This window comes from Mesorhizobium sp. M0189 (assembly GCF_040322135.1).
In the GTDB taxonomy this organism is placed as follows: domain Bacteria; phylum Pseudomonadota; class Alphaproteobacteria; order Rhizobiales; family Rhizobiaceae; genus Mesorhizobium.
This window is the reverse complement of sequence record NZ_JAMYSW010000002.1, coordinates 162,039-188,812: the sequence shown is the minus strand read 5'-3', so window position 1 is coordinate 188,812 and position 26,774 is coordinate 162,039. Positions and strand designations below refer to the sequence as shown.

Below are 26,774 nucleotides of genomic sequence, written 5' to 3'. Positions count from 1 at the left end.
GGGGAGATGACAATGAACAAGTATGTCGCAGCCGCGTTGACGATCGGGATCACAATTGGGCCTGCCTCGGCTCTTGAAGCAGGTGTGGGCGGTAGGGCCGGCGGTGTCGGGGTCAGTGCTGGAGTGAGCGCCGGTTCGCAAGGCGTATCTGTGGGGGCGAGCACGAGCGTCGACGGCGTAGGCGGAGCAAATGTTGGAGCTTCGGTCGGTGCAGATGACGGATCAGTCGACGCAGGCGTTAGTGCCAGCGGCAACATTGGTGACACAAGCACAAGTGCCAGTGTGGGCGACGATCCGTCCGCCGAAAATGAAGCGGCTACCGCACCCGACAGTTCGACTGCAGTGACAGCCCCTTCCTCTGCCAAGACCGCCAGGCAATCCATCGTCCTGCCACCCGTCCTCAGGCCTTCCAAAGCCGGTGGGGGTGACTCCACCAAGGGGTATCCCTTTGGATCTCTGGGACCACTGACAGCGAAACCCGGTACGCCGGTTGCGGTGGTGCGAGCCTGCCGCGCGGCGATCATGGCCGCTGCGACGCCGCTTGGCGCCGTCCGTGTCCACGCGGTAAGCGCAGGCGCCTTGCGTCAACTTCGGGGTGCACTCACGGCGCCGATCGAGGTGCGAATAGACTACGCAAGAAAGGGTGGCATCGAAGTCCGACAGGCGCAAGTCAGTTGTCGCCTCGATGGGTCGGGCAGGGTCATTGCAATAATATAGTACCAAGCCTGATTGCCGGCGCTGCCGCACGCCGACAGCGGCACGATCCGCTTCGCCATCTACAAGGCGGCCTTCTTCGTCGGTGGCGCCGGAGGTGTTGGTCAAAGGTTCGGTTTGAGCCCCGAAGCGAACCCGCAAGCCCCTTCGAAAGGAACGACTTCAGTCGCTTTCCCAGGCTGCGAGCAACGGGCCTTTGCTTCCATAGACAGGGTCCTTGCGCGGCCGGCCAACCTTGGGGATCGTTACGACCGCCTTGGCATGGTAGGCGGCAGTCGTGCACAGGTCATAGGTGCCGGATTGAGGATAGGCGCCGACGACTAGAAAATCGTCGGATGCGGAAAGACGCTGGTGCCCGGTGCCGGCCGGAAGCACCGCGACGTCGCCGGCCTTCAGCGACAGCGTTCGTCCCATCTTGCCGCCAAAGCGAACCTTGGCCGTGCCGCGCGCGACGCCCAGCACCTCATGTATGCGCGAATGGTAGTGAACGTAGTTGTAGATGCCGTTGCGCCAGCTATCGCCCCAGCCATTGGCTTCAAAAAGCGCCTCCATGACAGCCGCCGGATCGAAGTCTTCGGGCAGCGTCACGGCGCCGCGATAGACGACCAGCGGCCAGAACGGATGGTTGGGCACCAGCCCGTCATCCCTGAACCGAAATGCATTCGCTTTGCGCGGCCTCAGGAGGTCGGCGACCTCTCGCCTGTCTGGCCTGGCGATGCCGGTGACCTGCTCGACGGCCTTCTTCGTGGTTTGCAGAATGCTCATGGGGTGGCCCTTGGGTGGTTTGGAGCTCCATGCCGGTTAATCGGCTGCGTGGCGGTTGGTTCCGCTAGGGTTAGAGTTCCGCGATCTGCACCATGGCGGCTCCGCAACAAGGTCCGGCAAATCCTGAATGGCTGCTTTGCGCCGCATTTTTGCCGTTCAGACCACCATTGCAGCTTCCCGAAAGCTGACGGTCTGCTAAGCCGGCACTAAGGCCTCGAATGGGGTGGTAGCGGTTACTCCGCCGGTCAGCCCGCTGCCCAACGATAATAGTCGCGTTGATGTCAATGCGAGCATCCCAAATATCATGCAAGTACTCCTAGGCTATCCGCCCGGGTGGTCGTTGCCACCGTGCGCGGCGATGAACATGGCGACGGCCGACCGGCAATAGGATTCGATTTCGTTGTCGTCCTCTGCTCTCGCCTCATCGAAGCGTGCGATAATCAGGAGATCGGATCCTTTGATAAGCGCGGCAAACAAGCGGGCGGACCGGAGAGGGTCGGTCACGTTCAGAACCGCCTTCGCGTGCAACTGACGCAACAGGGCCTCGATTTGGGCGATGACATGGGCGGGGCCGGCTTCGTAATGGAGCTTGCTTAACGACTTTTGATTCGTCTTGTCGGCCATGATCATGGCTTCGACACTGCGGACGTCCGGGTTCAACAGCGTGCGAAGCAGGGATGATCCCACCGCCATGAGCTGATCTTCGGCCGAACCGTCGACGCCTTCAAAAAGGGCCTGTGGTGCAAACTGATGGCAGCGGGCCGCGATGGCCGCGCTGAACAGCGCCTCCTTGTTCTCGAAGTGCCGATAGATGCTGAGCTTGGATATCTTCGCTCGCTGGGCGACCTTGTCCAATGTCGTCGCATGAAAACCCAATTCCTCAAAGAGTTCGCACGCGGCGTCGACTATCGTTTGGCCAAGCGCCTCATTGGCGGGCCGGCCGCGCCGGCCCTGGCTGTTTTCGGTCACGACAATTCCAGTCCTTGACAGTATCATAATTCTTGAATTACGATACCACGCAGTGTCAAAAATGTGCAAGCCAGGCCCAAACCAACCCCTCATCCACATACGGAGCCCATCACCATGGATGACGTCATCATCATCGGCGGCAGCTTTGCCGGTCTCGCCGCCGCCCTGCAGCTCGGCCGTGCCCGCCGCAAGGTCACCGTTCTCGATACCGGCCTGCCGCGCAACCGCTTCGCCGGCCACTCGCATGGTCTGCTCGGCCACGATCACAAGCCACCGCTGGACATCCTGGCCGAAGCGCGGCAGCAGCTGGCGCGCTATCCCACGATCAGGCTGGTCAATGCCCGGGCCGACAGGGTCTCCGGCGCCATCGACGATTTCTCTGTCCTCACTGGCGCTGGCGAAAGCCTTGGGGCGCTGCGACTGATCCTGAGCTATGGCGTTGCCGACCAGATGCCTGATGTTCCGGGCTTTGCCGAAGGCTGGGGCACGTCCATCGTACCCTGCCCCTATTGCGATGGCTTTGAAGTCGCCGGCCAGCATTGGGGCCTCGTCTGGTCCGGCCCGCCGTCGCACAATTATGTCAGGCTGTACCACGACTGGACCGACACGTTGACGGTCTTCGCCGATGGTCACGACATTGCACCCGATATCCGGGCCGATCTGGCGCGCCGCAACATACCTGTCGTTGATGGCCGGATCACCGAAATCGCCCGCCACAGGGGCCACAATGCCACCGTCAAGCTCGATACCGCCCCCGATGTCGCAGTCGATATCTTGTTCGCGCATCCGCGCAACAAGCCGTCCGCAAGCCTGCATGAATCACTGGGACTCGCCACGGTCAATACGCCCCTCGGCATCGCCCTGAAGGCCGACGAGCGCCGCGAAACCAGCATACCCGGCATGTACGCCGCCGGCGATCTTGCAAACCCAGCCATGGCTTCGGTCACCACAGCAATATCGCAGGGCGCGACGGCGGGTATCTCAGCCCAGCAGTCGATGCTTGTTTGAGAGCACAGATTGGAGATGAGCATGGCCGTCGAACCGGACAGCGCGGGTGTGCGCTTCCCTCCGCCCTTCGTCTATCTAGGAGCGCTGCTGTTGGGGCTGGCGGCGGAGCGGTTCGTCACCCTGCGCTCTTTCGGCATCGACTGGCGGTTGCTGGTCGCGACGGGCGCGCTGCTGTTCGTTGCCGGCGCGGCGATGATGCTTGCGGCGGCGGGGCTGTTCCGGCGGCTGGGCACCAACGTTCCGCCGTCGCAGCCAACGACCCTCATCGCAACGACCGGTCCTTATCGGTGGACCCGCAATCCCATGTATCTCGGCATGGCGCTTATCTATTCCGGCCTTGCGATCGGCTTCGACGGGCCGATCGCCTTCGCCTTGCTCCCGTTGGTGCTGATCGCGATCCAGACGCAGGTGATCGCCCGCGAGGAGCGCTATCTCGAAGCGAAGTTCGGCGACGACTACCGCCGCTACAAGGCCGAGGTTCGCCGCTGGCTCTGACTATTCCGCCGCTGCCGCCTGCGGGGCCTTCTGATAAACCAGCACCGGCTTCCTTGCCGCGAGCTATCATATTCTGAAGGTTGCGGGCCGGTGTCACGGAAACCGACTGCCGGCTGACGCAGTACACCTGGCGCCTGAGGAGACGCACATGTCCAAAACCAGAGACACCGAGGCCAGCATCAGGATCGCTCGTCCGACCGCTCTTGGAGAAGCCTGACACACATGGAGTTCGAACACGTCACCTTCGACCTGCCACACTGCACCTTTCACGCGCTGCAGGGTGGTGATCCCGATGGTCAACCGACGCTCGTCTTGCACGGCTTGCCGCCACAAATGAGCCGTCGACGCACCGCACACCGATGTCTGCTTTCGAGAAGCGGTGACCAAGAGCGGACAGACCGCCACCGGCCCATATTGAGACGTTCAAGCAGTTTTCCTAACCTATCCGCCTCTGACCGCCCACCTCCCCCCACCCTCACGGCACAAATATCAAAAACACATACGTGCAAAACACCACCAGATGCACCAGCCCGGTCAGGAACGTCGTCCTCTCGGTGCTAAAGCTCACATTGCAGATGAAGAGCGCCAGGACCAAAAGCACCACGTCGGTCGCCGGCAGGCCCAGGGTCAGGCCTCTTCCGGTCAGCAGGCTGGCGGCGGCGATGCCCGGTATTGTCAGGCCGATTGTGGCGCAGGCCGAACCCATGGCGACGTTCAGGCCGCGCTGCAGCTCGTTGTTGAGGGCGGCGCGAACCGCCGAGATCGCCTCCGGCATCAAGACCAGCCCGGCGATCATCGCGCCGACAATGGCGTCGGCCTGGGGCACCTGATAGGCGACGAGCGCATCCTCGACGCTGGCGGCGACCTGCTCGGCCAGCATGACGATGCCGATCAGCCCGATCAGCAGGAGCAGAGCACTAGCGGCAATGCTTTCGTGGGCGTCGGCTGGCACTGCGGCGCCATGCGCTTGTCCGTCGATGAAATCATCCCGGTGGCGGACAGTCTGCGCGAACAGAAAACCCGCATAGAGCAGCACTGAAAGCACGCTGACGAAGCCGAGTTGGGCGGCCGAGAAGGTGCCGGGATCGGTGGTTCGCGTGTAGGTCGGCAGAATGAGCGTCGTGACGCTCAGTGCGACCAGCACCGCCAGATAGGCGCTGGTCCCTTGGCGGACGATTGCCTGCTTGCGATGACGCCAGCCGCCAAATGTCAGACACATGCCGACAACGCCGGTCGACGTGATCATCACCGTCGAGAAGACGGATTCGCGTGCAAGCGTCGGGTTGTTGGCTCCGTGCAGCATGATGGAAACGATGATCGACACTTCGATTGCCGTCACGGCGATGGTCAGCACCAACGTGCCGTACGGCTCGCCTACCCGCCGGGCCACCGCCTCGGCGTGGTCGAGCACGACGAAAATGGTGGTGAACATGATCGCGCTCGAAAGCGCGCCGATAAATATCCTGGTGCCAAGCGACCCTTCGTCCACCGACACCCCGCTGGCCCTGACCGCGACAGCCATCGCCAGGGCGGCCAACGGCATGCCGTAGGAAACCGCCGATCTTGCGAAACCACTCATTCCAAGCCCCTTCCGCAAGCCGTGTTGCAGGTCCCTTCTGGGCAAGCCCCTTCTGCGAACCCTGCGAAAGCCTGAAGCGCGCGCTCAAGCCGTCTTCTGCGTCACCAATCCCAGTTCGTCGATCATCGCCTGGCGCATCAGGTATTTCTGCGGCTTGCCGGTCACCGTCATCGGCAATTCGGTGCGGAAGCGGATGTAGCGCGGGATCTTGAAATGGGCGATCTGCCCGGCGCAGAAGGCCTTGATCTCCTGCTCCGTTGTGATCTGGCCGGGCTTCAGCACGATCCAGGCGCACAGCTCCTCGCTATATTTCGGGTCGGGAATGCCGAATACCTGCACCTCCTTGATCTTGGGGTGGCGATAGAGGAATTCCTCGACCTCGCGCGGATAGACGTTCTCGCCGCCGCGGATGACCATGTCCTTGACCCGGCCGACGATGTTGCAATAGCCCTCGGCATCGATTGTGGCGAGGTCGCCGGTGTGCATCCAGCCGTCGGCGTCGACCGCCTCGCGGGTCTTCTGCTCGTCGTCCCAATAGCCCTTCATCACGGAATAGCCGCGCGTGCAGAGCTCGCCCGGCGCGCCGACCACGACGGTGGCGCCTTCGGCGTCGATGGCCTTGACCTCGACATGCGGATGGACGCGGCCGACGGTCGAGACGCGCTTTTCCAGGGGGTCGTCGACGCTGCTCTGGAACGACACCGGGCTGGTCTCGGTCATGCCGTAGGCGATGGTCACCTCGGCCATGTGCATCAGCGACACCACCTTCTTCATCACCTCGATCGGGCATGGCGAGCCGGCCATGATGCCGGTGCGCAGGCTGGTGAGATCGAAGGAGGCGAACTCCGGATGGTCGAGCAGACCGACGAACATGGTCGGCACGCCGTAGAGCGCGGTGCAGCGTTCCGTTGCCACCGCCTTCAGCGTGGCGCCGGCATCGAACCCCTCGCTCGGGAAAACCATGGTCGCGCCCTTGGTGACGCAGCCAATCGTGCCCATCGACATGCCGAAGCAGTGATAGAGCGGCACCGGGATGCACAGCAGGTCGTCGACCGTAAGCCTGATCGCCGCGGTGACGAAATTGCCGTTGTTGACGATGTTGTTGTGGGTCAGCGTCGCGCCCTTGGGCGCACCGGTCGTGCCGCTGGTGAACTGGATGTTGATGGCGTCGTCCGGCTTCAGCCCGTCGGAGATGCGGTCGAGCTTATCATGTTCGTCGCGCCCGGCCATCGCCAGCACGTCGGCGAAATTGAACATGCCCGGCGAATTCTCCTCGTCCATGCGGATGACGATCTTCAGCGCCGGCAGTCTGTTGGCGTCGAGCTTGCCCGGCGCTGCCTTGGCGATCTCCGGCGCCAGCGTCTCGATCATGCCGAGATAGTCGGAGCTCTTGAACTTGGCGGCGGTGACCAGCGCTCGGCAACCGACCTTGTTCAAGGCATATTCCAGCTCGACCAGCCGGTAGGCCGGGTTGATGTTGACCAGGATCAGGCCGATGCGGGCGGTGGCGAATTGCGTCACCAGCCATTCCCAGCGGTTCGGCGACCAGATGCCGACGCGGTCGCCTTTCTCGAGGCCGAGCACCAGGAAGCCGGCGGCGAGCGCATCGACGGTGTCCGACAGTTCCTCCCAGGTAAAGCGCTTGTCCTGCTCGACGAAGACGGCGGCATCGAGCGTGCCGTATCTGCCGACCGTATCGGCAAACAGCGCCGGGATCGTCAGGTTGAGCAGCGGCACGCTGCGCTCGCCCGAGACATGCGCCGTGCCGTCGACCGGCGCAATGAACGAACCGCCATCGCGCTTGCCGCGCAGGCTGGTGGCATTCTTCAGCTCGTCGAGATTGATCGGCATCGCCGTGTCCTCCGCAGACAGGCCGAGCCTATCAGCCCGGCGGGGTGGTGGAAATCCCGTCGATGATAGGGCTGGGGTTGGAACTCGCCCTGTCAGGGCCGAAAACAAAAAAACCGCCTCGACGGGCGGGTCTTCGGGGCCAATTGGCACCATAGGGAGATTAGTAGCATAGCTGCCGGCACAAAGCAAGAACAAAATTGCTGTACATCAGGAAAATCGCTTCAGGTCGGTGCCGCGGCTAGACCGCTGGATCCAACGTTAGTGGTTGGCAAAGGCCGAGGCGATATCCGATCTCCCCCCTTGCGGGGGAGATGCCCGGCAGGGCAGAGGGGGGTGCGAAGGATCGCCAAGTTCGACTTCAGCACCCCCAACCGGGAACGGATGAGGCTCCGATTGGCTGACAGGTCGGCGGGACAGCACCCCCCTCTGGCCTGCCGGCCATCTCCCCCGCAAGGAGGGAGATTGGCAGCTTGGCCGACGGCGCCTGCTCCGCGATCGTCAACCCGAGTTCACCGACGCCATCCTGGCCGCGACATCGCGCAACACCGCCTCGTCGGCCGGAGCGCGCATCTTCCGCGACGCCACGAGACAGGCCTGCGAGCGCAGGATCACGCCGTCGGCGAGCACCTTGAGATGGTTGGCGCGCAGCGTCGCGCCTGACGTGGTGATGTCGACGACGATGTCGGCCAATCCGGCTGCCGGCGCGCCTTCGGTGGCACCGAGGCTTTCGACGATGCGGTAGACCTGGATGCCGTGCTTTTGCGAAAAGAACTGCTGGGTCAGGCGCCAGTATTTGGTGGCGATCCTGAGCCGCCTTCCATGGCGCTGGCGAAAATCGGCGGCGACGTCGTCGAGGTCGGCCATGGTGTCGACATCGAGCCAGATGTCGGGCACGGCGACGACGACATCGGCATTGCCGAAACCGAGGCGGGCGATGATTTCGGCGCGCGTCTCGCAGTCGGCGAGATTTTCGCGCAGCAGATCCTCGCCGGTGATGCCGAGATCGACCGAGCCCTGGCCGATTTCGCCGGCGATCTCGGAAGCCGACAGGAACGCTATCTCGACGCTGTCCATGCCATCGATGCGGGCGCGGTATTTGCGCTCGTCGCCGGGCAGGCTGACGGCAAGCCCGGCCTTGGCCAGCACCTCCAGCGCCTGCTCCTTGAGCCGGCCCTTCGACGGCAGCGCCAGCGTGATCATGGCGCCGTCTCCCGCAACGCTTCGATGCGGTCGAGCCAGACGGAAAAACCAACGCCGGGGATCGGCGTTTTGGCGCCGAGCAGCGTCAGCAGCCGGTCGTAGCGGCCGCCGCCGGCCAGCGGCCGGTCGCCGCCCTGCGCCGCGATCTCGAAGACGAGGCCGGTGTAGTAATCGAGCGGACGGCCGAAGGCGGCATCGTAGCTGATTTCAGACATCGGCAGGCCGAGGCTTTCGATGGCCGCGGCGCGGGCTGCAAAATTCTCCAGCGCGGTCCCCAGCGAAAGGCCGGCATCGGCGGCAAAACTTGCGAGCGCCCCGGCGGCGCTATCGAGCGGCACGTCGATCGCCAGAAACCCCTTCAGCGCCGCAAATGCCTCGTTCGACAGCCGGACGCTGCGCAGTTCGGCTTTCTCGATTAGCCGCCGCGCAATCTCGGACGGCGAACGCCCGGCCGTTGCCGACAGGCCGGCCTCTTCCATGCCGCCGGCGATATGCGCCGAAAGAGCCTCCAGATCGCCGTCGAGGACAAGCGCTGCCACCGCGCCGGCGAGCTGGCTGTTGCGCGGCGGATTGGCGAGGTCGGCAAGCGCCGCTTCCAGCATTGGCGCCGAGCCGAAGGCGCGGGCCAGCCGCATGCGCCAGCCGCGCGGCAGGCCAAGCGCTGCCAGCACCGCCTCGAAGATGGTCTGGTCGCCAAGCGTCACCGCCAGCTCCCGGCCGGGCAGCACCAGCGAAAGCAGCGCATGCGCATCGGCCAGCGAACGCGCATCGGCGGCGGCCGTGTCGCGGTCGCCGAGGTCCTCGATGCCGGCCTGGAAGAATTCGTTGCCGCCCTCGCGGCGCTGGCGAAACACCTCGCCGAGATAGGAATAGCGGCGCGGCGTGCCGGCCTGGCTGGCAATGTGGTCGAGGCAGACCGGAATGGTGAATTCCGGCCGCAGGCAAAGCGTCTGTCCGGTCTCGCTCTCGGTGAGAAAGATGCGGCGCCGCAAATCCTCGCCGGCCATGTCGAGGAACGGGTCGGCCGGCTGCAGCACAGCGACCTCGACCGCATGGGTGTTGCGCGCGGCGAATAGGCTGGCGATGTCGGATGCGATGGCAGGGGAGGTCATGGGGATGTGGGGCGCGAGGCACCCCCCTCTGGCCTGCCGGCCATCTCCCCCTCAAGGGGGGAGATTGGATATCGCGCCTGCTTTCGCCAATCTCCAGCGTTGGAAAGAAGACGGTGAGGCTGAAGCTGCCAATCTCCCCCCTTGAGGGGGAGATGGCCGGCAGGCCAGAGGGGGGTGCTCACGCGCCACCTTTCGCCCGGTCGGCCGCCTGCGCCGCCAGTATCTTCCTCACCTCGGCAACCAGCCCACTTTCCGCCACGGTCACCTGCGCCGGCCGTGCGGCGCGCCATTCGGCGTTGTCGGCGATCTCGGCCGACATCTTGGCGCCTTCGATCAGGTCCTTGATCTGCAGCTCGCCCTTGGCGCGCTCGTCGCCGCCCTGGATGATGGCGACCGGGCTGCCGCGGCGGTCGGCATATTTCAGCTGCGCCTTCATGCCGGCGCCGCCGAGATACATTTCGGAGCGGATGCCGGCGGCACGCAGCTCGGCCACCATCTTCTGGTAGCGGCCGAGGCTTTCCGTATCCTTGTCCATGGTCAGCACGACGACCGGTGCGATCACGTCAGACGTGTCGAGCTTGCCGAGGTTCTTCAGCGCCGTCATCAGGCGGGAGACGCCGATGGAAAAGCCGGTTGCCGGCACCGGCTCGCCACGGAAACGCGAGATCAGCCCGTCATAGCGGCCACCGCCACCGACCGAACCGAAGCGGACGATCTGGCCGTCCTCATTGGGGATCTCGGCCAGCAGCTCGGCCTCGTAGACCGGGCCGGTGTAATATTCGAGGCCGCGGACGACGGAGGGGTCGATGCGGATACGGTCTTCACCGTAGCCGCTTTGTGCGACCATGGTTCTTATCTGTTCCAGCTCTGCAAGGCCCTCGACAAACGACGCATTCGTTATGCCCAGATGTTCGAGTTTCCTTTCCTCGACAAGATTGCTGAGTCCGGGGTTGATGGATCCCAGTGTCTGGACAATTTTTTCGGGATCGTGCTGCGCCATGACTGTGAAATAGCTGATCACAACGTCGATTTGCGCATTATCCAGCCCGGCACCTTTGGTGAAATCACCGCTCTCGTCCTTGCGCCCTGCACCCAAAAGCAGGCGCACGCCCTCGACGCCCAACTTGTCCAGCTTGTCGATCGCGCGCAGCACCTGCAGGCGGCGGCCAGCGTTCTCCTCGCCGCCGAGGCCGATCGCCTCGAGCACGCCGTCGAGCACCTTGCGGTTGTTGACGCGGATGACGTAGTCGCCGCGCTTGATGCCGAGCGCCTCCATCACATCGGCCATCATCATCGCCATCTCGGCGTCGGCGGCGACGCCCGGCGTGCCAACCGTGTCGGCATCGAACTGCATGAACTGGCGGAATCGGCCGGGACCGGGCTTCTCGTTGCGAAACACCCAGCCGGAGCGATAGCTGCGATAGGGCTTCGGCAGGCGCTCGAAATTTTCGGCGACAAAGCGCGCCATTGGCGCGGTCAGGTCGTAGCGCAGCGACAGCCACTGGTCGTCGTCGTCCTGGAACGAGAACACGCCCTCGTTCGGTCGGTCCTGGTCGGGCAAAAATTTGCCGAGCGCATCGGTGTATTCGATCAGCGGCTGGTCGACCGGCTCGAAACCGTAAAGCTCAAAGACCGAGCGGATCGTCGCCATCATCTTCTCGACGGCGCGCAGATCGTCGGCGCCGCGGTCGACAAAGCCGCGCGGCAGCCGCGCTTTCATCTTTTCGGATTTGTCGGCCATGGGATGGGTACTTTGCTAAGCAATTGGTGACTTATTTCGGGTCGGCGTGTCCTACCGATGCAGCCCGGAGAAGGCAAGGGTTTGCGCTTCTCCTTGCTCCCCCTGCGCGAGAAGGCAAGAAAAAGAAGCTGAAACAATTGCGCCATGCGCGCGGCATCGTGCCGACACAATCCGGGCCGATAAGCGCGCCGAAACAAGGGGTTCGGGGCCATGGCCACGCTACAGAAGTTCGACATCATCGATAGCGGTGCACGCGACGCCTCGATCCGGCTACCGCCGGCCGATGGTTATGGGTCAAAAACGACGAAGCAAATCGCGGGACCGTTCGAGATCGCGGCGCAACAGCGCAGCGGGCCGACCATGCGCGACGTGCTGATGACCGGCCTGCTGGTGATCTATCCGGTGTTCGCCGCGCTGGCGGCCATCCTGGCCGGGTTTTTCCTGGCCGGCGCCGGCGGCGCCTGAGCCGCTATTTCGGCCGCCTGAACGCTTTCCGCTCCGCCTCGACCGGTTCCCGGCAGACGCAGCCCTCGAGATGGTCGTTGACCAGCCCCATCGCCTGCATGAAAGCGTAGACGGTGGTCGGGCCGACAAAGCTCCAGCCGCGCTTCTTCAGCTCCTTCGAAATGCGGACCGAAACGGCCGTCGTCGGATTGGCGCGCAGATGGGCGAGGTCGACGATCTCGGGCCGCTCGTCCGGGCCGGGCTCGAACTTCCAGAACCAGGCGGCCAGCGAGCCGGCCTCGTTGATGAGTTCGCGGGCGCGTTTGGCGTTGTTGATGGTCGAAACGATCTTGCCGCGGTGACGGATGATGCCGGCATTGCCGAGCAGGCGCTCGACATCGGCGTCGGTGAAGGCGGCGATCTTGTCGACATCGAAGCCGGCGAAGGCCTCGCGGAAATTGTCGCGCTTGCGCAATATGGTCAGCCAGGACAGGCCCGACTGAAAGCCTTCGAGGCAGATCTTTTCGAACAGCCGGCGATCGTCGGCGACCGGCCGGCCCCATTCGTGGTCGTGGTAGTGCAGATAATCCGGCAGGTTGCCGTGCCAGAAGCAGCGGGCGATGCCGTCGGGACCAGCAAGCAGACCTGTCTTTTCGTCCATGGCAGAATTCCGTTCGTGTCTTGGCGTTAACGCGTTTTGAAGCGGCCTTTACCGCGGCTTTACCAGATTCCTGAACCGGGCGGTAACCACACCAAAAGCTTTACTGACAGATCGGCATTTTACGCATTCCGATTCATGTTTCGGTTGCCGCTTCGCGCCCAATGTCGCGGAAATCGGGGAGGCTTTGCGCCCCGGCATGTTCGACGATCAAGGTGCGATCCGATGAAGATATTCTTGTTCCCACTGTTCGGCGCCGCGGCCGTGCTTGCCGCTGGTGCCGCCAATGCCAACGACCGCTATGCCGAGAGGCCGCCGGTGGTGGTCAGCCCCGACCTTTCGGCGCCCTGGGTGCTGCAGCTCGGCCATGCGCCGGGCATCGTGCGGCAGAGCCGGCAAGAAGCGCAGCCGCTACGGCGCTACCGGCGGCAAGCTGAACCCGATCAATTGCACACCGCAGCGGTGCAGGCGCCGGCCAAACGCATGGTGATGCGGCCGCAGATCGATCCCGTCTATTTGCCGCAGGAAGTCGCCTATGACGGCCCGCAGAAGCCGGGCACGATCGTCATCGATACGAGAGAGAATTTCCTCTATCTGGTCGAGAAGAACGGCAAGGCGCGGCGCTACGGCGTCGGCACCGGCAAGCCGGGCTTCGAATGGTCCGGCACTCACAAGATCACCAACAAGCGCGTCTGGCCGGACTGGCGGCCGCCGGCGGTGATGATCGCCCGCGAAGCCGCAAAGGGCCGTTATCTGCCAACCTATCTCGCCGGCGGCATGGAAAACCCGCTCGGCGCACGCGCGCTCTATCTCGGCTCGACCGAATACCGCATCCACGGCACCAACCAGCCCTGGACCATCGGCGGCGCGGTGTCGTCGGGCTGCATCCGCATGCGCAACGAGGATGTGGTCGATCTTTACGAACGCGTGAATATCGGAACAACGGTGGTGGTGATATAGTTGCCGCGACGAATCATCTGGTCTAGAAGACATTAGCTTTGGCTTTCTGAGGCCAGATGAATAAACAACGGGGGACGGGCCGTGTGGGGATGCGGCCAGTCACGAAAGGGCAGCGCGGCAAGCCGTGCTGCCCTTTTTGTTTCCGCCAGCGAGAATTGACGAAGATTTCGCCGGCACGTCGCGCGACAGGCATAGCGGTTCGCTTTTCGCGCTGCCTTTTCGCCGTCCCTTTGCTATGTGGCAGCCAAAATTCCAGACAAAGGCCCTATCTCGATGTCCCTCTCCGATGACAGCCGCTATCTCAAGGGCGGCCCGGTTGCCCAACGCATCATCGCCAGCGTGCGCGAGGACGCGGCGATCGCCACCGCCGAAGGCTTTCCGCCCAAGCTGGTGTCGATCACCGTCGGCGACACAGCGGCGGTCGACGTCTATGTCCGCAACCAGCGCGCCAAGGCGGGGCTGGCCGGAATCGGCTTCGAGGAGAGGCGCTTTCGCGCCGACATCACTGCCGGCGAACTCGAAGCTGCGATCCACGGCCTCAACGCCGACCCGCGCGTCACCGGCATCATCATCCAGCGACCGGTGCCGGTGCATATCCCGATCAAGACGCTGCAGGCGGCGGTGCATCCACTCAAGGACGTCGAGGGCATGCATCCGGCGTCAATCGGCAACATCGTCTACAACCAACTCGACCTGGCGCCCTGCACTGCCGCTGCCTCGGTCGAACTGCTCAGGGAAACCGGCCTCGACCTCAAGGGGCTCGAAGTGGTGGTCGTCGGCCACTCCGAGATCGTCGGCAAGCCGATCGCCTTCCTTTTGATGAGCGAAGGCGCGACGGTAACCGTCTGCCATCACATGACGCGCTCGGTGGCGGCACATGCACGCCGCGCCGACGCGCTGTTCGTGGCCGTCGGCAAGCCGCGGCTGATCAAGGCCGACATGGTCAAGCCGGGCGCCGCCGTGATTGATATCGGCATCAATTCGGAAATCGGGCCGGATGGCGAGAGCCGCATCGTCGGCGACGTCGATGCCGAGAGCGTCAGGCATGTCGCGTCGTGGATCACGCCGGTGCCTGGTGGCGTCGGCCCGATCACCGTGGCGATCCTGCTGCGCAACACGATGGTGGCGCTCAGCCGCCAGCGCGCCCGCTACCAGGCAACCTACGGCACGGCGGACAGACTGGCGGCGGAGTAGGCGACTGGCGGATCACTCGGCCGCGACAACCACCCTGTCTTCGCGAACGCCTTCGGGCTTCGGCCCACCATAGGCCCAGTCGAGCAGCTTTATCGTATGCACCACCGGCAGCTTGGCGGCGGAGGCGATCTGGGTGATGCAGCCGATGTTGCCGGTGGCGACGATTTCAGCGCCGGTCGCCTCGATATTCCTGACCTTGCGGTCGCGCAGCGTCGCCGAAATCCCGGGCTGCAGGATGTTGTAGGTGCCGGCAGAACCGCAGCAGAGATGCCCTTCGCGCGGCTCGCGCACGACGAACCCGGCCCGGACCAGAAGCTCCTTCGGCTGGCGGGTGATCTTCTGGCCATGCTGCATCGAGCAGGCCGAGTGATAGGCGACGATAGTGCCCGGTCTACGCACCGGTTCCGGCAGGTCGAGACTCCCGAGATATTCGGTGATGTCCTTGGCCAGCGCCGACACGCGCGCCGCCTTGTCGGCGTAGGCAGGATCGAGGCGCAGCATGAAGCCATAATCCTTGATGGTGGTGCCGCAGCCGGATGCGGTGATGACGATGGCGTCGAGTCCGCCCTGCTCGATGGCGCGCGTCCAGGCGTCGACGTTCCGTCGGGCCGACGCCAAGGCAGCGTCCTCGCGTCCCATGTGATGCACCAATGCGCCGCAGCAGCCCTCGCCCTGCGGGACGACGACCTCGACACCAAGCCGGGTCAGCAGCGAAATCGCCGTGTCGTTGATGCCGGGATCGAGCACTGATTGCGCGCAGCCGGTGAGGATGGCGACGCGGCCATTTTTCTTGCCGCCCTGCCCCGCATGGACGCCCGGCGAAGCCATCGGCGAGACTGCCGGGACCGACGCCGGTGCAAGCTTGAGCATGGCGCCCAGCGGCCTCAAGGCCTGGATTTTCTCAAACAGGCCGGCGAATGGCTGGCCGAGCTTCGCCAGCTTGAGCGCCGCGCGAAAGCGCGAGGGATAAGGCAGCACGAAGGCCAGCATGGCGCGTGTCAGGCGATCGGCCAGCGGACGCTTGTAGGTCTCCTCGATATGGGCGCGAGCGTGGTCGACCAGATGCATGTAGTTGACGCCAGACGGGCAGGTGGTCATGCAGGCGAGGCAGGACAGGCAGCGGTCGATATGGGTGACGATCTCCTTGTCTGCGGGACGGCCGTTCTCCAGCATGTCCTTGATCAGGTAAATCCGGCCGCGCGGCGAATCCAGTTCGTTGCCGAGCGTCACATAAGTCGGGCAGGTGGCGGTGCAGAAGCCGCAATGCACGCATTTGCGCAGGATCTTTTCCGATTCCGCGACATGCGGATCGGCAAGCTGGGCAAGCGAGAAGGAGGTCTGCACCTAAACGAATCCTTACCGTTTGAGCATGATCTTTTCCCAAAACCGGTATCCGCTTTTTGGGATCATGCTCGTAGTCCGAGGAACCAGCTTTCCGGGTTCTTGACCGCCTCGCCGCGCTGCAGCGCCTGCAGGCCGAGAATGCAGCGGGCAATGAACCAGACGGCGACAGCGACCATCAGCACGACGCCGACGACCACGACCATCAGCAGCGCCGAGATCAGTGCATAGAGCAGGCCGATCCAGAAGGTGCGGATCAGGAATGCGTAATGGCTTTCGACGAAGCCGCCGGCCTTGCCGCGGTTGATATAGGCCAGGACGATGCCGACAATGCCGCTGACGCCGATAACGAGGCCGGCGAGATAGAGGATATAGATGACCAGCGCGTTGGTCGGACCGGGCTCCAGCCAGCGGTCGGTCTGGCGTGACGTACCGTTTTGGCCTGCATCGCTCATTGCGCTCCTCCCTCGGTTGCTGGGGCGAGAGTAGCAGAGCCTGCGCCCGGCGCCATACGCCCGGGATTGAGGATATTCTTCGGGTCGAATTCGGCCTTCAGCCGCGCCGACAAAGCTGCCAGCGGCGGCGCTTGCGGTTCGAACACCGGCACGGCGGCACGGTGCGAAGGGGTTGCGCGCACCAGCGTCGCATGGCCGCCGCCATATTTTCTGATCAGCCCGCGCAACAGGCCGGCCTCTGGATCGTCCTGCTGCATGCGCAGCCAGATCAGCCCGCCCTGCCAATCGTAGAAGGCATCGACCGCGGCCTGCATGCGCAGCTCCAGCACCATAAGGTGGCCCTGCGACGGCGCCATCGAGACGCGCCACACCGGCCTTTCGCTGCCGTCGGCAAACGGCGCGCAATCGCGGATGTCACGCCAGACAGAATACGAGACCGAACCGGAAATCTCCTGCAGCGGACCGGCGTTTTTCAGCAGGTCTTTCAGCGCCGCGATGCGGTAGGCGACCGACGGGCCGAAACCCTCGATGCGCAGCAGCGTCGCCGCATCGCTGCCGAGACTGCCGCCGGCGACCCGCGCGGCGACCCGTTCAGGAAGATGGGCCGCACTCGACACCTCCGCGCTGGAACCCAGTGCCAGCGCCATGGCGGCGGTGGCATGATCGTCGAGCAGGCCACGGATGGCGAGCGTGACTTCGGTCTCGGCAGCGGGAAGCACCTTGAAGGTGACGTCGGTGAACACCGCCAGCGTGCCCCAGCTGTTGGCCATCAGCTTGGACAGATCATAGCCGGTGACATTCTTGACCACACGGCCGCCCGACTTGAAGGCCTCGCCACGGCCGGAAACGGCCGCGATGCCAAGGATGTGATCGCGCGCAGCCCCGGCCTTCAGCCGCCGCGGGCCGGAAAGGTTCGCGGCCAGCACGCCGCCGATCGTGCCTCGTCCTGGTTCACCGCCGAGCAGCGGGCCGTAGTCCATCGGCTCGAAGGCCAGTTGCTGGCCGTTTTCGGCAAGCAGGCTTTCGATCGCGGCCAGCGGCGTGCCGGCTTTCGCCGACAGCACCAGTTCGGCCGGCTCATAGAGCGTGACGCCGGACAGGTTCGACAGGTCGAGCGTATGCTCGCTCTGCTGCGGCCGGCCGATGCCGCGCTTGGAACCATGGCCGAGGATCTCGAGCGGCGAGTCTTCCGCTGCGGCCCAGGCGATGGTGGAGAGGGTTTCCGCTGATGTGGTCGGGGTGAAGGTGGTCATGCGGCAGAACCACCAGTCGTAAATGACGAGAAGCCGCGATCCTTCCCACCCCCCTCTGTCCTGCCGGACATCTCCCCCGCAAGGGGGGAGATCGGATGTCGCTTAGGCTTTCGCCAACCATCAACGCTTGAAGGCGAGCAGGACGTTGAAGCAGCCAATCTCCCCCCTTGCGGGGGAGATGTCCGGCAGGACAGAGGGGGGTGTCCAAGCGCCAACATACCCCTCAAAACCTCGGAATGTCCGGAAATGCCAGCTGCCCGCGATGCACGTGCATCCGCCCGAGCTCCGCGCATCGCCTCAGCTGCGGAAATACCTTGCCCGGGTTGAGCAGGTGATTGGGGTCGAAGGCGCATTTGACGCGCATCTGCTGGTCGAGATCGATCTGGTTGAACATTTCCGGCATCAGGTCGCGCTTCTCGACGCCGACCCCGTGCTCACCGGTCAGCACGCCGCCGACCTTGACGCAGAGCCGCAATATGTCGGCGCCGAAACTCTCCGCCTTGTCGAGCTCGCCCGGCACGTTGGCGTCGTAGAGGATCAGCGGATGCAGATTGCCGTCGCCGGCGTGGAAGACATTTGCGACGCCGAGCCCGTATTTCTCCGACAGTTCGCGCATGCCGGCGAGGACGCGCGGCAATTCCTTGCGCGGGATGGTGCCGTCCATGCAGTAATAGTCGGGCGAGATGCGGCCGACCGCCGGGAAGGCTGCCTTGCGGCCGGCCCAGAAACTCAGCCGCTCCTGCTCCGATTGCGAAATGCGGCATGTGGTCGAGCCGTTCCTATAGGCAATGGCTTCGACCAGGCCGATCAGATGGTCGACCTCGACACCCGGCCCGTCCAGCTCGACGATCAGCAGCGCCTCGACATCCAGGGGATAGCCGGCCTGGACGAAATCCTCGGCGGCGTGGATGGCCGGGCGGTCCATCATCTCCATGCCGCCCGGGATGATGCCGGCGCCGATGATGTCGGCGACACATTGGCCGGCTTGCTCGCTGGTCGGGAAGCCGATCAGCAGGGCACGCGCCGTCTCGGGCTTCTTCAAAATGCGGACGGTGACCTCGGTGACGACACCGAGCAATCCTTCGGAGCCGGTCATCACGCCGAGCAGGTCGTAGCCTTCCGCGTCGAGATGGCTGCCGCCGAGGCGCACCACCTCGCCATTCATCAGCACCATCTCGATACCAAGCACATTATTGGCGGTGAGACCGTATTTCAGGCAGTGCACGCCGCCGGAATTTTCCGCGACATTGCCGCCGATCGAGCAGGCGATCTGGGAGGATGGATCGGGGGCGTAATAGAAGCCCTCCTGCTCGACGGCGGTGGTGATGCCGAGATTGGTGACGCCGGGCTGAGCGACGACGATGCGGTTCTGGAAATCGATCTCGAGGATGCGGTTGAAGCGGCTCATCACCAGCAGCACCGCGTCTTCCAGCGGCAGCGCCCCGCCGGAGAGCGAGGTGCCGGAGCCGCGCGGCACGACGCGGATATTGCGGTCACTGCAATATTTCAGCACGCGCGAGACCTGCGCCACGGTTTGCGGCAGCACCACGACCAGCGGCAATTGCCGGTAGGCGGTGAGCCCATCGCTCTCGAAGGCGCGCATCGCATTGGCTGCGTCGACGACGCCCTCGCCCGGCACGATGATGCGCATATCGGCGACGATCTCATCGCGCCGGCGCAGCGTGGCGTCGTCTGGTTTCGGCATCGCAAGACCGGACATCGACAGCCTCCTTCGACCGACTGGTAAAAATCTTTTACCAGCGACGGCTATCGGTTGCAAATGCCGCTTTGGCCGGGATCGCGGGCCTATGGCCGGGACAGCCTTTCGCAGCGGCAATCTGCCGCTGCGCGCCCCACACTACTCGCCCGGCTGCTTGCCCGGTTCGGAGTGCATGCGGCGGACACGGCGCACGCCCCACCAGACGAGCAGGACGGCGAGCGGCACCGAGGCGGCGGTGACCATTTCCGGCGCAAAGGCATGGCCGAAGATCGAGGCGCCCTTGGCGACGTAGCCGATGAGGCCGACGACATAGTAGGAAACGGCGGCGACAGACAGCCCCTCCACCGTCTGCTGCAGGCGCAATTGCAGGCGGGCGCGATTGTTCATCGATGCCAAGAGATCGCGGTTCTGCTTCTCGACCTCGACGTCGACCCAGGTGCGCAGCAGCGTGGTGGCACGGGTCAGCTTGCGCGACAGATTGGCCTGGCGCTCCTCGACCGAACGGCAGGTGCGCATGGCCGGCGCGACGCGCCGCTGCAGGAACCCGCCCCAGGTGTCGTAGCCGGGCACGGCTTCTTCCTCGAGCGCCTCCAGCCGCTCGCCGACGATGCCGTCATAGGCACGGCTGGCGCCGAACCGGTAGAGGCTGGAGGCGGCATCCGCCTCCAGTTCGGCGGCAAGTTCGGTCAGGTCGGCCAGCAAGGTCTGGCTGTCGCGGGTTTCGGCGACCTTCATTTCCAGCGTGGTCTGGGCCAGCCTGTCCTCGATGCGGCGGGCACGCCCCGAAAGCATCAGCGCCAGCGGCAGCCCAAGCATGGCCAGCGTGCGGTAGGTCTCGATATCGATCAGCCGCTGCGACAGCGCCCCGGTGCGCGCCGGTGTCAGCCCGCGATCGAGCACCAGCATGCGGGTCAAGCCGTCGCCATCCTGGCGGAAATCGGTGACGATGGCCGCGTTGCCGCGCTCGACCAGCGAATAGCACAGGCTGGTCGGGTCGAAGCCGGCGATCAGCCGCTCGTTCGCCGGTGTCCATTTGCGGATTTCGAGCCTGATGCCGGAAATCACCGTGCCCGGCGGCGAAAACCCGTTGCCGAAGGGGGTATCTTCTTGCCCCCTGCCGTTTTCGGCGAGCGGCCCTTCCCAGAGATAGGTCGAGAACTCCGTGTGCCGTTCCCAGCGCAGCGAGCCCTTGCCCCACTTCATCGCGTGATGGCGGGCATGGCGGTCGGGCGCGGCAATACCAAGGCGCTGCGACAGTTCCGAAAGCACTGCCAGATCGACGCTCGAGCCGCCTTCGGTCATGAAGGAAAGCTGCACCAGCACGCGCGGCTTTTCGACCAGCGGATGCGGTCGGGCGTGGACCTCGCCGAGCGCGCCGGGCCGACCTTCATGCGCCGGAAAGCCCATGACGCTGCCGCCCATGGCTTTAGCGCGCAGCTGGAATTCGAGATTGGACGGGTCGGCGTCTGGCACGGCTGGTCCCCCGGGCTTCTCTGAGCCCTTTGGCAATGATGTCCCTCTAGAGCGGTTTTATCGTTTCACGGAAACGCCGAACCGCTCTATCCCTTTGATTCTGCGCAATTCCGGACGGAAAACCGTTTCACACTTTTCCTGGAATTGCTCTAGAGGCAATCGCCAGGGGACGCAAACAGCCAGTTTAGCAGAAGGTGATATGAAGCCGCGGCTGTGAAACCGACCCGGCCGGGCGAATTGGATAAATAATTTGACCAGTTGGCGACGCTGGCTTTATCTTGCGCGACATCGGTTCAACCCCCAGGCACCCCGTTTGAGCGACATTTTCTCCCGGATCGAGCATTCGCGCACCGCCGACGAGGTGGTGCAGCAGATCGAGAGCCTGATCCTCGAAGGCGTGCTGCGCACCGGCGACCGGCTGCCGGGCGAGCGCGAGCTGGCGCGCCAGTTCGAGGTGTCGCGGCCGATCCTGCGCGATGCCTTGAAAGCCTTGGAAGGGCGCGGGCTATTGACGACACGGCCAGGCGGCGGCACCCATGTCGCCGACGTCATCGGCCAGCTGTTCACGAAGCCGGTGGCCGACCTGATCTCGATGCATCGCAAGGCGGTGACCGACTATCTGGAGTACCGCCGCGAGATCGAGGCGGTGGCGGCGGAATATGCGGCGCGGCGCGCCACATCGGACGATCTGGCGCTGCTCGACCGCATCATGGCACGGATGGACGAGGCGCACCGGACCGGCAATTTCGACGACGAGGCGGAAATCGACGTTGAGTTCCATCACGCGATCTGCGAATGCGCGCACAACATCATCCTGCTGCACACGCTGCGCGCCTGTTACCGGCTGCTGTCGGAAGGCGTGTTCCAGAACCGGCGGCTGGTGTTCAGCGTGCCGGGTGCGCGCGAGGCGCTGCTTTCGCAGCACCGGGCAATCTACACCGCGGTCAAGGCCGGCGATCCGGCCGCGGCGCGGCAGGCGGCGATGGACCACATCTCCTATGTCGAACGGTCGATGGCCGAGGCCGAGCGCAGCGGCGACTGGCAGCGCGTGTCGCGGCTGAGGCTCAGGCAGCGCTCCGAGCCCGGTGATGGCGAGCCGGCAAGAAAACAGCCGTAGGCCGCGGCCAGAAAATTCAACGACGAACCAGCGAAGAACCAGCGGAAAAAGATCCATGAGCAGCATCCTCACCATCGCCGACCTCAAGGACCTGGCGCGCCGCCGTGTGCCGAAGATGTTCTTCGACTACGCCGATTCCGGCGCCTGGACCGAAAGCACCTACCGCGCCAACGAAGAGGATTTCCAAAAGATCAAGTTCCGCCAGCGCGTGCTGGTCGACATGGACAACCGCTCGCTGGAATCGACCATGATCGGCGAGAAGGTGGCGATGCCGGTGGCGCTGGCGCCGACCGGCATGACCGGCATGCAGCATCCGGACGGCGAGATGCTGGCGGCGCAGGCGGCGGAAGAATTCGGCGTGCCGTTCACGCTGTCTACGATGAGCATCTGCTCGATCGAGGATGTCGCGTCGGTGACCAGGAAGCCGTTCTGGTTCCAGCTGTATGTGCTGCGCGACAAGGATTTCGTCTTCGATTTGATCGACCGGGCAAAGGCGGCGAAATGCTCGGCGCTGGTGCTGACGCTCGATCTGCAGATCCTCGGCCAGCGCCACAAGGATATCCGCAACGGGCTTTCGGCGCCGCCGCGAATGACGCCGAAGCACCTCTGGCAGATGGCGACCAGGCCGCGCTGGTGCGTCGGCATGGCCGGCACCAAGCGCCGGAGCTTCCGCAACATCGTCGGCCATGCCAAGGGCGTCGGCGACCTCGCCTCGCTTTCGTCGTGGACGAAGGAGCAGTTCGATCCGCATCTGTCGTGGAAGGACGTCGCCTGGATCAAGGAGCGCTGGGGCGGCAAGCTGATCCTGAAAGGCATTCTCGACAAGGAAGATGCGATGATGGCGGCCAGGTCGGGTGCCGATGCGATCATCGTTTCCAACCATGGCGGCCGCCAGCTCGACGGCGCCTCGTCATCGATCATGGCGCTCGAAGAGATCGCCGATGCCGTCGGCGACACGATCGAGGTGCATATGGACGGCGGCATCCGTTCCGGCCAGGACGTGCTCAAAGCACTGTGCCTCGGCGCCAAGGGCACCTATATCGGCCGACCCTTCCTGTACGGCCTCGGCGCACTCGGCAAGGAAGGGGTTACCAAGGCGCTGGAAATCATCCGCAAGGAGATGGACATAACGCTGGCACTGTGCGGAAAGCGTCTGGTCACCGACATGGGCAAGGATCAGCTTCGGCGCTAAAGTCCCGTGACAGCATGATCACGGAGGCGACGCAGGCATTGACGGAGCCCGGCATCAATTTTTACGAGGCGCGCGGACCGCAAGGCATGCGCCTTTATGCGATCGGCGATGTGCACGGCCGGCTCGACCTGCTGACCGCCATGCACCGGCGGATCGAGGCGGAGCTCGGTCAAAGGCCGTCGGCTGATTGGCGCGTGATCCATCTCGGCGACTATGTCGACCGCGGCCCGAACTCCAAAGGCGTCATCGATTTCCTGATCGACGCGCAAAAACGCGATCCGCGTCACCTGACGCTGGTCGGGAATCATGATCTCGGCTTTCTCGATTTTCTCGATGTCCCCGATCCGGACGGGCTGTTCATGCGCTATGGCGGCATCCAGACGGCGCTATCCTATGGCGTGTCGCTCGGTGGGAGCAGCGCCTGGTTTGGCCGCGCCGATGCGGCATTGCGGCAAGGCCACGCCGCATTGGTCGAGGCAGTGCCGCAGAACCATGTCGAGTTCCTGCGCTCGCTGCCCTTTTCAGTCACGTTCGGCGATTTCTTCTTCTGCCATGCCGGCATCCGGCCTGGCATTGCGCTGGAAAGCCAGAGCCGGCAGGACCTGATCTGGATCCGCGAGGTCTTCCACGATCACACCGGTCTTCATCCCAAGATCGTGGTGCACGGCCATACGCCGGTGCCCAAGCCCGAGATCACAGGCAACCGCGTCAATGTCGACACCCTCGCCTGGCAGTCGGGAAACCTCACCGCGCTCGTCGTGGACGGCGCGGACAAGCATATCCTGACAGTCACGGGTGAGCGGGCTTAGGGAAGGCGTGGGGTTATGAGCAGAGGGTCTAGCGAAGCGCGGCGGTGACGCCGTAGCCGTCGACGGCATTGTGGTTGTTGGCCGCGTCGGCGGAATAAATGCCGAGGCCGCACAAGACGATGGCCGACAACATGGCAAAGGACAAAAAGGCTGCTTTCACGGACGTCATCTCTTGTTGAGCTTCCTGCATCTATGCACGAGCGGGTTACCAATGCGTTGAAACGCAAAATACGTCGCAAATGTCTGACGGTTTCGCGCTTCTAGGCATGTTCTGTATCGGCGGTGTGTCGCGCGGGTCACAGGAAAGGTTCATCGCGGTTGCACGGAAGATGCAGAGCGGCGCCTTTTAGGCTGGCGGACTGACACAGGCCAAGGATGAAACGCGTTATCCCCGGCGGATTTGCCGCCGCGTGCCAAATATGCAACGTCGCCAAATAGGCAACGTTGGCTGTATGAGCCGTCAGATCGTCGCCACCCAGGCGCGGGCGATGGCCAGGCCGGCGGCATCGGCTTGCGGTCCGTTGCGGGCCATTTCATCGTCGAGCCGGCCAGCCCATTCCGGATGCCGCTCGGCGATCAGCGGTGCGAAGGAGGTGCTCCAGTCGCGAACCATCGGCCGGTCGGCCTCGAAATGGAACTGGAAGCCATAGACGGCGCGGCCGATGCGGAACGCCTGGTTCTCGGCGACGGCGTTGCCGGCCAGCCGCACGGCCCTCTCAGGCAAGACAAAGGTGTCGTCGTGCCATTCGAAGATCGGGAATTTTTCGGGCAAGGCGGCGAGCACCGGATCGGCGTTCGCGGCCGCGGTGAGCGCGACCTCGTGCCAGCCGAACTCCGAGGCACCGCCGATCTGGTTCTCGCCGCCAAAGGCGCGCGCGACCAACTGGCCGCCAAGGCAGATGCCGAGCACCGCGCGATCCCTCTCGGCAAAATCGCGCGTCAGGTCGAGCAGGCCCGGAAAATAAGGACAGAGCTCGTCGTCCAGTGCATTCTGGGCGCCGCCGAGCACCACCATGGCGTCATGCCCGCCGCTATCTTGCGGCAGCGCGTCGCCGCGATAGGGCCGGCGCAGGTCGATATCGGCGCCGGCCTCGACAAGCGCCGCGCCGATCTGGCCAAGGCCCTCATTGTCGAAGTTCTGGACGACCAAGACCCGCATCGAAACCTGCTGACATGAATAGATGCAGCGAGCGATATCATGGCGCCAGCATCGCAGCCAACAAGGAACGCCTATGCCACTGCAAAACCGGGTCGATCCGTTCGGCGCCATCCATGCCGTGCCGGAGCGCGGCCTGTTCATGGGCAATCGCGGCATCATTCACGACGCCGAGACGAGAACGCTGTTGAAGAAGCGCTGGGCGCTGCAAGCCTGGATCATCTGCGTCTGCGAATTCCGCAATGTGCGGCGCGAGCCGATGGGGCGCAACCGGCAAAGCGACGACCAATTGGGCGGCAAGGCCGGCTGGACCGAACTGTTTTTCCTCGACGAGGTGACGGCGCTGGCGGCCGGGCACCGGCCGTGCTTTTTCTGCCGGCGCGAGCGAGCCAGGGATTTTGTCCAGCGCTTCGGCGACGCCTTCGGCATTGCCGAGCCGCGCGCGCCGCAACTCGACAAGCGCCTGCACAAGGAGCGCCTGGCATCGGGCGGACCGGCGCCGAGACTGGAACCGGAGGCGCTTGCGGACTTGCCGGACGGCACGATGATCTCGTCAGGAAACAGGGCGTACGCCCTGTTTGACGGCGCCGCGCTGTCCTGGAGTTTCGGCGGCTATCGCGAACCGGTGGGGTTCGGCGGTTTTACCGACGGTCCAATCCACATGCTCACGCCGGCGACAACTGTTTCGGTGCTGCAGCAAGGCTACGAGCCTGTCTGGCATCCTTCCGCCGAGGCTTGACGCCGAGGGTGACGTTGCCGCATTCCTCGGCGATGCGCGCCAATTACAAGATGCAGCGGCTGTTCGTGCCGGACGAGCTTGGACCGGATACCGAGTTCGAGGTCGGCCCGCAGCAGAGCCATTATCTCTCGCATGTGCTGCGGCTCGGCGAAGGCGCCGAGGTTCTGGTGTTCAACGGCCGCGACGGCGAATGGTCGGCGGCGATCGCCGCGAAATCGAAGAAGGCGTTGCGCCTGAAGGTGATGGCGCTGCAGCGGCCGCAGCCGCCACTGCCCGATCTCGTCTATTGCTTCGCGCCGCTGAAGCAAGGACGGCTCGACTACCTCGTGCAGAAGGTGGTGGAGATGGGCGCCGGCATCCTGCAGCCGGTCATCACCCAGCACACGCAAGTGGCAAGACCCGGCATCGAGCGCCTGCGCGCCAATGTCGTCGAGGCGGCCGAACAATGCGGCATATTGGCGGTACCGGATGTGCGCGAAGCGGAAAAATTCGAGCGCCTGCTCGGCAACTGGGATCGTGAGCGGCGGTTGATCTTCTGCGACGAGGATGCCGCCACCAACAATCCCCTGCCGGCATTGCAGGCGGTGCGGGAGAACAAGCTCGCGCTGCTAGTCGGGCCGGAGGGCGGCTTTTCCGACGAGGAACGCAGGATGCTGAGAGCGCTGCCGTTCGTTACCGCCATTCCGCTCGGGCCGCGCATCCTGCGAGCGGATACGGCGGCGGTGGCGGCACTGGCGCTGATCCAGGCGACAATCGGCGATTGGTGATCAATTCCCGTTACCCTCTGGCTCAGGATTTTTCGCTTGATCGGCTACTGACATTTCGTCCA

At 64.2% G+C, this 26,774-nt stretch carries 26 protein-coding genes; 11 read left to right on the top strand and 15 right to left on the bottom strand.

Going from position 1 to position 26,774, the window contains the following annotated elements:
* Nucleotides 1–12 precede the first annotated feature (12 nt).
* Nucleotides 13–717: a hypothetical protein gene (locus tag NKJ09_RS03765; protein ID WP_352493856.1), complete on the top strand. Its 705-nt coding sequence runs from the start codon at nucleotides 13–15 to the stop codon at nucleotides 715–717.
* A gap of 159 nt (nucleotides 718–876) precedes the next feature.
* On the opposite strand, the gene NKJ09_RS03760 is transcribed toward NKJ09_RS03765, so the two are convergent.
* Together NKJ09_RS03760 and NKJ09_RS03755 are read right to left on the bottom strand one after the other, a co-directional pair.
* Nucleotides 877–1,479 carry a cupin domain-containing protein gene (locus NKJ09_RS03760; protein WP_352482348.1) on the bottom strand — a complete coding sequence of 201 codons (603 nt, stop codon included), beginning with the start codon at nucleotides 1,477–1,479 and terminating at the stop codon, nucleotides 877–879.
* A gap of 321 nt (nucleotides 1,480–1,800) precedes the next feature.
* A complete protein-coding gene (locus NKJ09_RS03755) occupies nucleotides 1,801–2,448 on the bottom strand; it encodes a TetR/AcrR family transcriptional regulator (protein WP_023716486.1) in 648 nt (215 codons plus the stop codon).
* Between the two features lie 114 nt (nucleotides 2,449–2,562).
* Here NKJ09_RS03755 and NKJ09_RS03750 point away from each other — a divergent pair, with 114 nt between their 5' ends.
* Nucleotides 2,563–3,456, top strand: a complete 894-nt coding sequence (locus NKJ09_RS03750) for an NAD(P)/FAD-dependent oxidoreductase (RefSeq protein WP_023716485.1) — start codon at nucleotides 2,563–2,565, stop codon at nucleotides 3,454–3,456.
* 21 nt (nucleotides 3,457–3,477) lie between these two features.
* Complete coding sequence (locus NKJ09_RS03745) at nucleotides 3,478–3,951, top strand: methyltransferase family protein (protein WP_023716484.1); 474 nt, start codon at nucleotides 3,478–3,480, stop codon at nucleotides 3,949–3,951.
* Nucleotides 3,952–4,426: 475 nt separating this feature from the next.
* Here NKJ09_RS03745 and NKJ09_RS03740 read toward each other — a convergent pair whose 3' ends face one another.
* The 5 genes from NKJ09_RS03740 to hisS all read right to left on the bottom strand — a co-directional run bounded on the left by NKJ09_RS03740 (nucleotide 4,427) and on the right by hisS (nucleotide 11,434).
* Entirely contained in the window at nucleotides 4,427–5,530 is a 1,104-nt protein-coding gene (locus NKJ09_RS03740) for a calcium:cation antiporter (protein ID WP_023716483.1), read from the bottom strand.
* A gap of 84 nt (nucleotides 5,531–5,614) precedes the next feature.
* Nucleotides 5,615–7,381, bottom strand: coding sequence for an AMP-binding protein (locus NKJ09_RS03735; RefSeq protein ID WP_352493855.1), 1,767 nt, complete (start codon nucleotides 7,379–7,381; stop codon nucleotides 5,615–5,617).
* Between the two features lie 498 nt (nucleotides 7,382–7,879).
* Nucleotides 7,880–8,581: an ATP phosphoribosyltransferase gene (gene hisG, locus NKJ09_RS03730; RefSeq protein WP_352482349.1), complete on the bottom strand. Its 702-nt coding sequence runs from the start codon at nucleotides 8,579–8,581 to the stop codon at nucleotides 7,880–7,882.
* On the bottom strand, nucleotides 8,578–9,693 hold the full coding sequence (locus NKJ09_RS03725; protein WP_352482350.1) for an ATP phosphoribosyltransferase regulatory subunit: 1,116 nt from the start codon (nucleotides 9,691–9,693) through the stop codon (nucleotides 8,578–8,580). Before NKJ09_RS03725 ends, hisG begins: the two co-directional genes overlap by 4 nt.
* A 178-nt stretch (nucleotides 9,694–9,871) precedes the next feature.
* Nucleotides 9,872–11,434, bottom strand: coding sequence for a histidine--tRNA ligase (gene hisS, locus NKJ09_RS03720; RefSeq protein WP_352482351.1), 1,563 nt, complete (start codon nucleotides 11,432–11,434; stop codon nucleotides 9,872–9,874).
* A gap of 210 nt (nucleotides 11,435–11,644) precedes the next feature.
* On the opposite strand from hisS, the gene NKJ09_RS03715 reads away from it, so the two are divergent.
* Complete coding sequence (locus NKJ09_RS03715; RefSeq protein WP_352493854.1) at nucleotides 11,645–11,899, top strand: hypothetical protein; 255 nt, start codon at nucleotides 11,645–11,647, stop codon at nucleotides 11,897–11,899.
* A 4-nt stretch (nucleotides 11,900–11,903) separates the two neighbouring features.
* Here NKJ09_RS03715 and NKJ09_RS03710 read toward each other — a convergent pair whose 3' ends face one another.
* On the bottom strand, nucleotides 11,904–12,539 hold the full coding sequence (locus NKJ09_RS03710; protein WP_352482353.1) for a DNA-3-methyladenine glycosylase I: 636 nt from the start codon (nucleotides 12,537–12,539) through the stop codon (nucleotides 11,904–11,906).
* A gap of 222 nt (nucleotides 12,540–12,761) precedes the next feature.
* Between NKJ09_RS03710 and NKJ09_RS03705 the strand changes: the two genes are divergently transcribed.
* Both NKJ09_RS03705 and NKJ09_RS03700 read left to right on the top strand, forming a co-directional pair.
* Entirely contained in the window at nucleotides 12,762–13,496 is a 735-nt protein-coding gene (locus NKJ09_RS03705; protein WP_352493853.1) for a L,D-transpeptidase, read from the top strand.
* Nucleotides 13,497–13,769: 273 nt separating this feature from the next.
* Nucleotides 13,770–14,690, top strand: a complete 921-nt coding sequence (locus tag NKJ09_RS03700; protein ID WP_352493852.1) for a bifunctional 5,10-methylenetetrahydrofolate dehydrogenase/5,10-methenyltetrahydrofolate cyclohydrolase — start codon at nucleotides 13,770–13,772, stop codon at nucleotides 14,688–14,690.
* Nucleotides 14,691–14,702: 12 nt separating this feature from the next.
* Here the strand turns inward: NKJ09_RS03700 and glcF are convergent, their stop codons facing one another.
* The 5 genes from glcF to NKJ09_RS03675 form a co-directional block, all read right to left on the bottom strand.
* A complete protein-coding gene (gene glcF / locus NKJ09_RS03695; RefSeq protein ID WP_352493851.1) occupies nucleotides 14,703–16,034 on the bottom strand; it encodes a glycolate oxidase subunit GlcF in 1,332 nt (443 codons plus the stop codon).
* A gap of 62 nt (nucleotides 16,035–16,096) precedes the next feature.
* Complete coding sequence (locus tag NKJ09_RS03690; protein ID WP_352493850.1) at nucleotides 16,097–16,486, bottom strand: DUF4870 family protein; 390 nt, start codon at nucleotides 16,484–16,486, stop codon at nucleotides 16,097–16,099.
* Nucleotides 16,483–17,739: an FAD-binding protein gene (locus NKJ09_RS03685; protein ID WP_352493849.1), complete on the bottom strand. Its 1,257-nt coding sequence runs from the start codon at nucleotides 17,737–17,739 to the stop codon at nucleotides 16,483–16,485. The genes NKJ09_RS03690 and NKJ09_RS03685 overlap by 4 nt, the downstream gene beginning before the upstream one ends.
* 223 nt (nucleotides 17,740–17,962) lie before the next feature.
* Nucleotides 17,963–19,459 (bottom strand): FAD-linked oxidase C-terminal domain-containing protein, encoded by a 1,497-nt coding sequence (locus tag NKJ09_RS03680; protein WP_352493848.1) that lies wholly within the window; start codon nucleotides 19,457–19,459, stop codon nucleotides 17,963–17,965.
* Nucleotides 19,460–19,597: 138 nt separating this feature from the next.
* On the bottom strand, nucleotides 19,598–20,881 hold the full coding sequence (locus NKJ09_RS03675; RefSeq protein ID WP_023716470.1) for a DUF3422 family protein: 1,284 nt from the start codon (nucleotides 20,879–20,881) through the stop codon (nucleotides 19,598–19,600).
* A 364-nt stretch (nucleotides 20,882–21,245) separates the two neighbouring features.
* Between NKJ09_RS03675 and NKJ09_RS03670 the strand changes: the two genes are divergently transcribed.
* Genes NKJ09_RS03670 through NKJ09_RS03660 form a run of 3 tightly spaced genes read left to right on the top strand, consistent with a single transcriptional unit; the run spans nucleotide 21,246 to nucleotide 24,050 of the window.
* On the top strand, nucleotides 21,246–22,049 hold the full coding sequence (locus NKJ09_RS03670; RefSeq protein ID WP_352482361.1) for a FadR/GntR family transcriptional regulator: 804 nt from the start codon (nucleotides 21,246–21,248) through the stop codon (nucleotides 22,047–22,049).
* A gap of 55 nt (nucleotides 22,050–22,104) precedes the next feature.
* Nucleotides 22,105–23,241, top strand: a complete 1,137-nt coding sequence (locus NKJ09_RS03665; protein WP_023716468.1) for an alpha-hydroxy acid oxidase — start codon at nucleotides 22,105–22,107, stop codon at nucleotides 23,239–23,241.
* A gap of 38 nt (nucleotides 23,242–23,279) precedes the next feature.
* The gene (locus tag NKJ09_RS03660; protein ID WP_352494024.1) at nucleotides 23,280–24,050 is read left to right on the top strand and encodes a metallophosphoesterase family protein; all 771 of its coding nucleotides are present in this window, start codon (nucleotides 23,280–23,282) and stop codon (nucleotides 24,048–24,050) included.
* Nucleotides 24,051–24,078: 28 nt separating this feature from the next.
* Here the strand turns inward: NKJ09_RS03660 and NKJ09_RS03655 are convergent, their stop codons facing one another.
* Both NKJ09_RS03655 and NKJ09_RS03650 read right to left on the bottom strand, forming a co-directional pair.
* A complete protein-coding gene (locus NKJ09_RS03655; protein ID WP_023716466.1) occupies nucleotides 24,079–24,219 on the bottom strand; it encodes a hypothetical protein in 141 nt (46 codons plus the stop codon).
* A gap of 291 nt (nucleotides 24,220–24,510) precedes the next feature.
* Nucleotides 24,511–25,209 (bottom strand): type 1 glutamine amidotransferase, encoded by a 699-nt coding sequence (locus tag NKJ09_RS03650; protein ID WP_023716464.1) that lies wholly within the window; start codon nucleotides 25,207–25,209, stop codon nucleotides 24,511–24,513.
* Nucleotides 25,210–25,282: 73 nt separating this feature from the next.
* Here NKJ09_RS03650 and NKJ09_RS03645 point away from each other — a divergent pair, with 73 nt between their 5' ends.
* Nucleotides 25,283–25,945: a hypothetical protein gene (locus NKJ09_RS03645; protein WP_352482363.1), complete on the top strand. Its 663-nt coding sequence runs from the start codon at nucleotides 25,283–25,285 to the stop codon at nucleotides 25,943–25,945.
* Between the two features lie 32 nt (nucleotides 25,946–25,977).
* Complete coding sequence (locus tag NKJ09_RS03640) at nucleotides 25,978–26,712, top strand: 16S rRNA (uracil(1498)-N(3))-methyltransferase (RefSeq protein WP_352609404.1); 735 nt, start codon at nucleotides 25,978–25,980, stop codon at nucleotides 26,710–26,712.
* The last annotated feature ends 62 nt before the right edge of the window (nucleotides 26,713–26,774 follow it).

What these genes read in the sequence shown, in the direction of transcription:
- hisS (WP_352482351.1), bottom strand. Translation starts at nt 11,434, where the DNA reads ATGGCCGACAAATCCGAAAAGATGAAAGCGCGGCTGCCGCGCGGCTTT.
- NKJ09_RS03765 (WP_352493856.1), top strand. Translation starts at nt 13, where the DNA reads ATGAACAAGTATGTCGCAGCCGCGTTGACGATCGGGATCACAATTGGG.
- NKJ09_RS03745 (WP_023716484.1), top strand. Translation starts at nt 3,478, where the DNA reads ATGGCCGTCGAACCGGACAGCGCGGGTGTGCGCTTCCCTCCGCCCTTC.
- NKJ09_RS03735 (WP_352493855.1), bottom strand. Translation starts at nt 7,381, where the DNA reads ATGCCGATCAATCTCGACGAGCTGAAGAATGCCACCAGCCTGCGCGGC.
- NKJ09_RS03680 (WP_352493848.1), bottom strand. Translation starts at nt 19,459, where the DNA reads ATGTCCGGTCTTGCGATGCCGAAACCAGACGACGCCACGCTGCGCCGG.
- NKJ09_RS03705 (WP_352493853.1), top strand. Translation starts at nt 12,762, where the DNA reads ATGAAGATATTCTTGTTCCCACTGTTCGGCGCCGCGGCCGTGCTTGCC.
- NKJ09_RS03715 (WP_352493854.1), top strand. Translation starts at nt 11,645, where the DNA reads ATGGCCACGCTACAGAAGTTCGACATCATCGATAGCGGTGCACGCGAC.
- NKJ09_RS03665 (WP_023716468.1), top strand. Translation starts at nt 22,105, where the DNA reads ATGAGCAGCATCCTCACCATCGCCGACCTCAAGGACCTGGCGCGCCGC.
- NKJ09_RS03740 (WP_023716483.1), bottom strand. Translation starts at nt 5,530, where the DNA reads ATGAGTGGTTTCGCAAGATCGGCGGTTTCCTACGGCATGCCGTTGGCC.
- NKJ09_RS03750 (WP_023716485.1), top strand. Translation starts at nt 2,563, where the DNA reads ATGGATGACGTCATCATCATCGGCGGCAGCTTTGCCGGTCTCGCCGCC.
- NKJ09_RS03640 (WP_352609404.1), top strand. Translation starts at nt 25,978, where the DNA reads ATGCGCGCCAATTACAAGATGCAGCGGCTGTTCGTGCCGGACGAGCTT.
- NKJ09_RS03710 (WP_352482353.1), bottom strand. Translation starts at nt 12,539, where the DNA reads ATGGACGAAAAGACAGGTCTGCTTGCTGGTCCCGACGGCATCGCCCGC.
- NKJ09_RS03700 (WP_352493852.1), top strand. Translation starts at nt 13,770, where the DNA reads ATGTCCCTCTCCGATGACAGCCGCTATCTCAAGGGCGGCCCGGTTGCC.
- hisG (WP_352482349.1), bottom strand. Translation starts at nt 8,581, where the DNA reads ATGATCACGCTGGCGCTGCCGTCGAAGGGCCGGCTCAAGGAGCAGGCG.
- NKJ09_RS03650 (WP_023716464.1), bottom strand. Translation starts at nt 25,209, where the DNA reads ATGCGGGTCTTGGTCGTCCAGAACTTCGACAATGAGGGCCTTGGCCAG.
- NKJ09_RS03690 (WP_352493850.1), bottom strand. Translation starts at nt 16,486, where the DNA reads ATGAGCGATGCAGGCCAAAACGGTACGTCACGCCAGACCGACCGCTGG.
- NKJ09_RS03655 (WP_023716466.1), bottom strand. Translation starts at nt 24,219, where the DNA reads ATGACGTCCGTGAAAGCAGCCTTTTTGTCCTTTGCCATGTTGTCGGCC.
- NKJ09_RS03645 (WP_352482363.1), top strand. Translation starts at nt 25,283, where the DNA reads ATGCCACTGCAAAACCGGGTCGATCCGTTCGGCGCCATCCATGCCGTG.
- NKJ09_RS03675 (WP_023716470.1), bottom strand. Translation starts at nt 20,881, where the DNA reads ATGGGCGGCAGCGTCATGGGCTTTCCGGCGCATGAAGGTCGGCCCGGC.
- NKJ09_RS03725 (WP_352482350.1), bottom strand. Translation starts at nt 9,693, where the DNA reads ATGACCTCCCCTGCCATCGCATCCGACATCGCCAGCCTATTCGCCGCG.
- NKJ09_RS03760 (WP_352482348.1), bottom strand. Translation starts at nt 1,479, where the DNA reads ATGAGCATTCTGCAAACCACGAAGAAGGCCGTCGAGCAGGTCACCGGC.
- NKJ09_RS03685 (WP_352493849.1), bottom strand. Translation starts at nt 17,739, where the DNA reads ATGACCACCTTCACCCCGACCACATCAGCGGAAACCCTCTCCACCATC.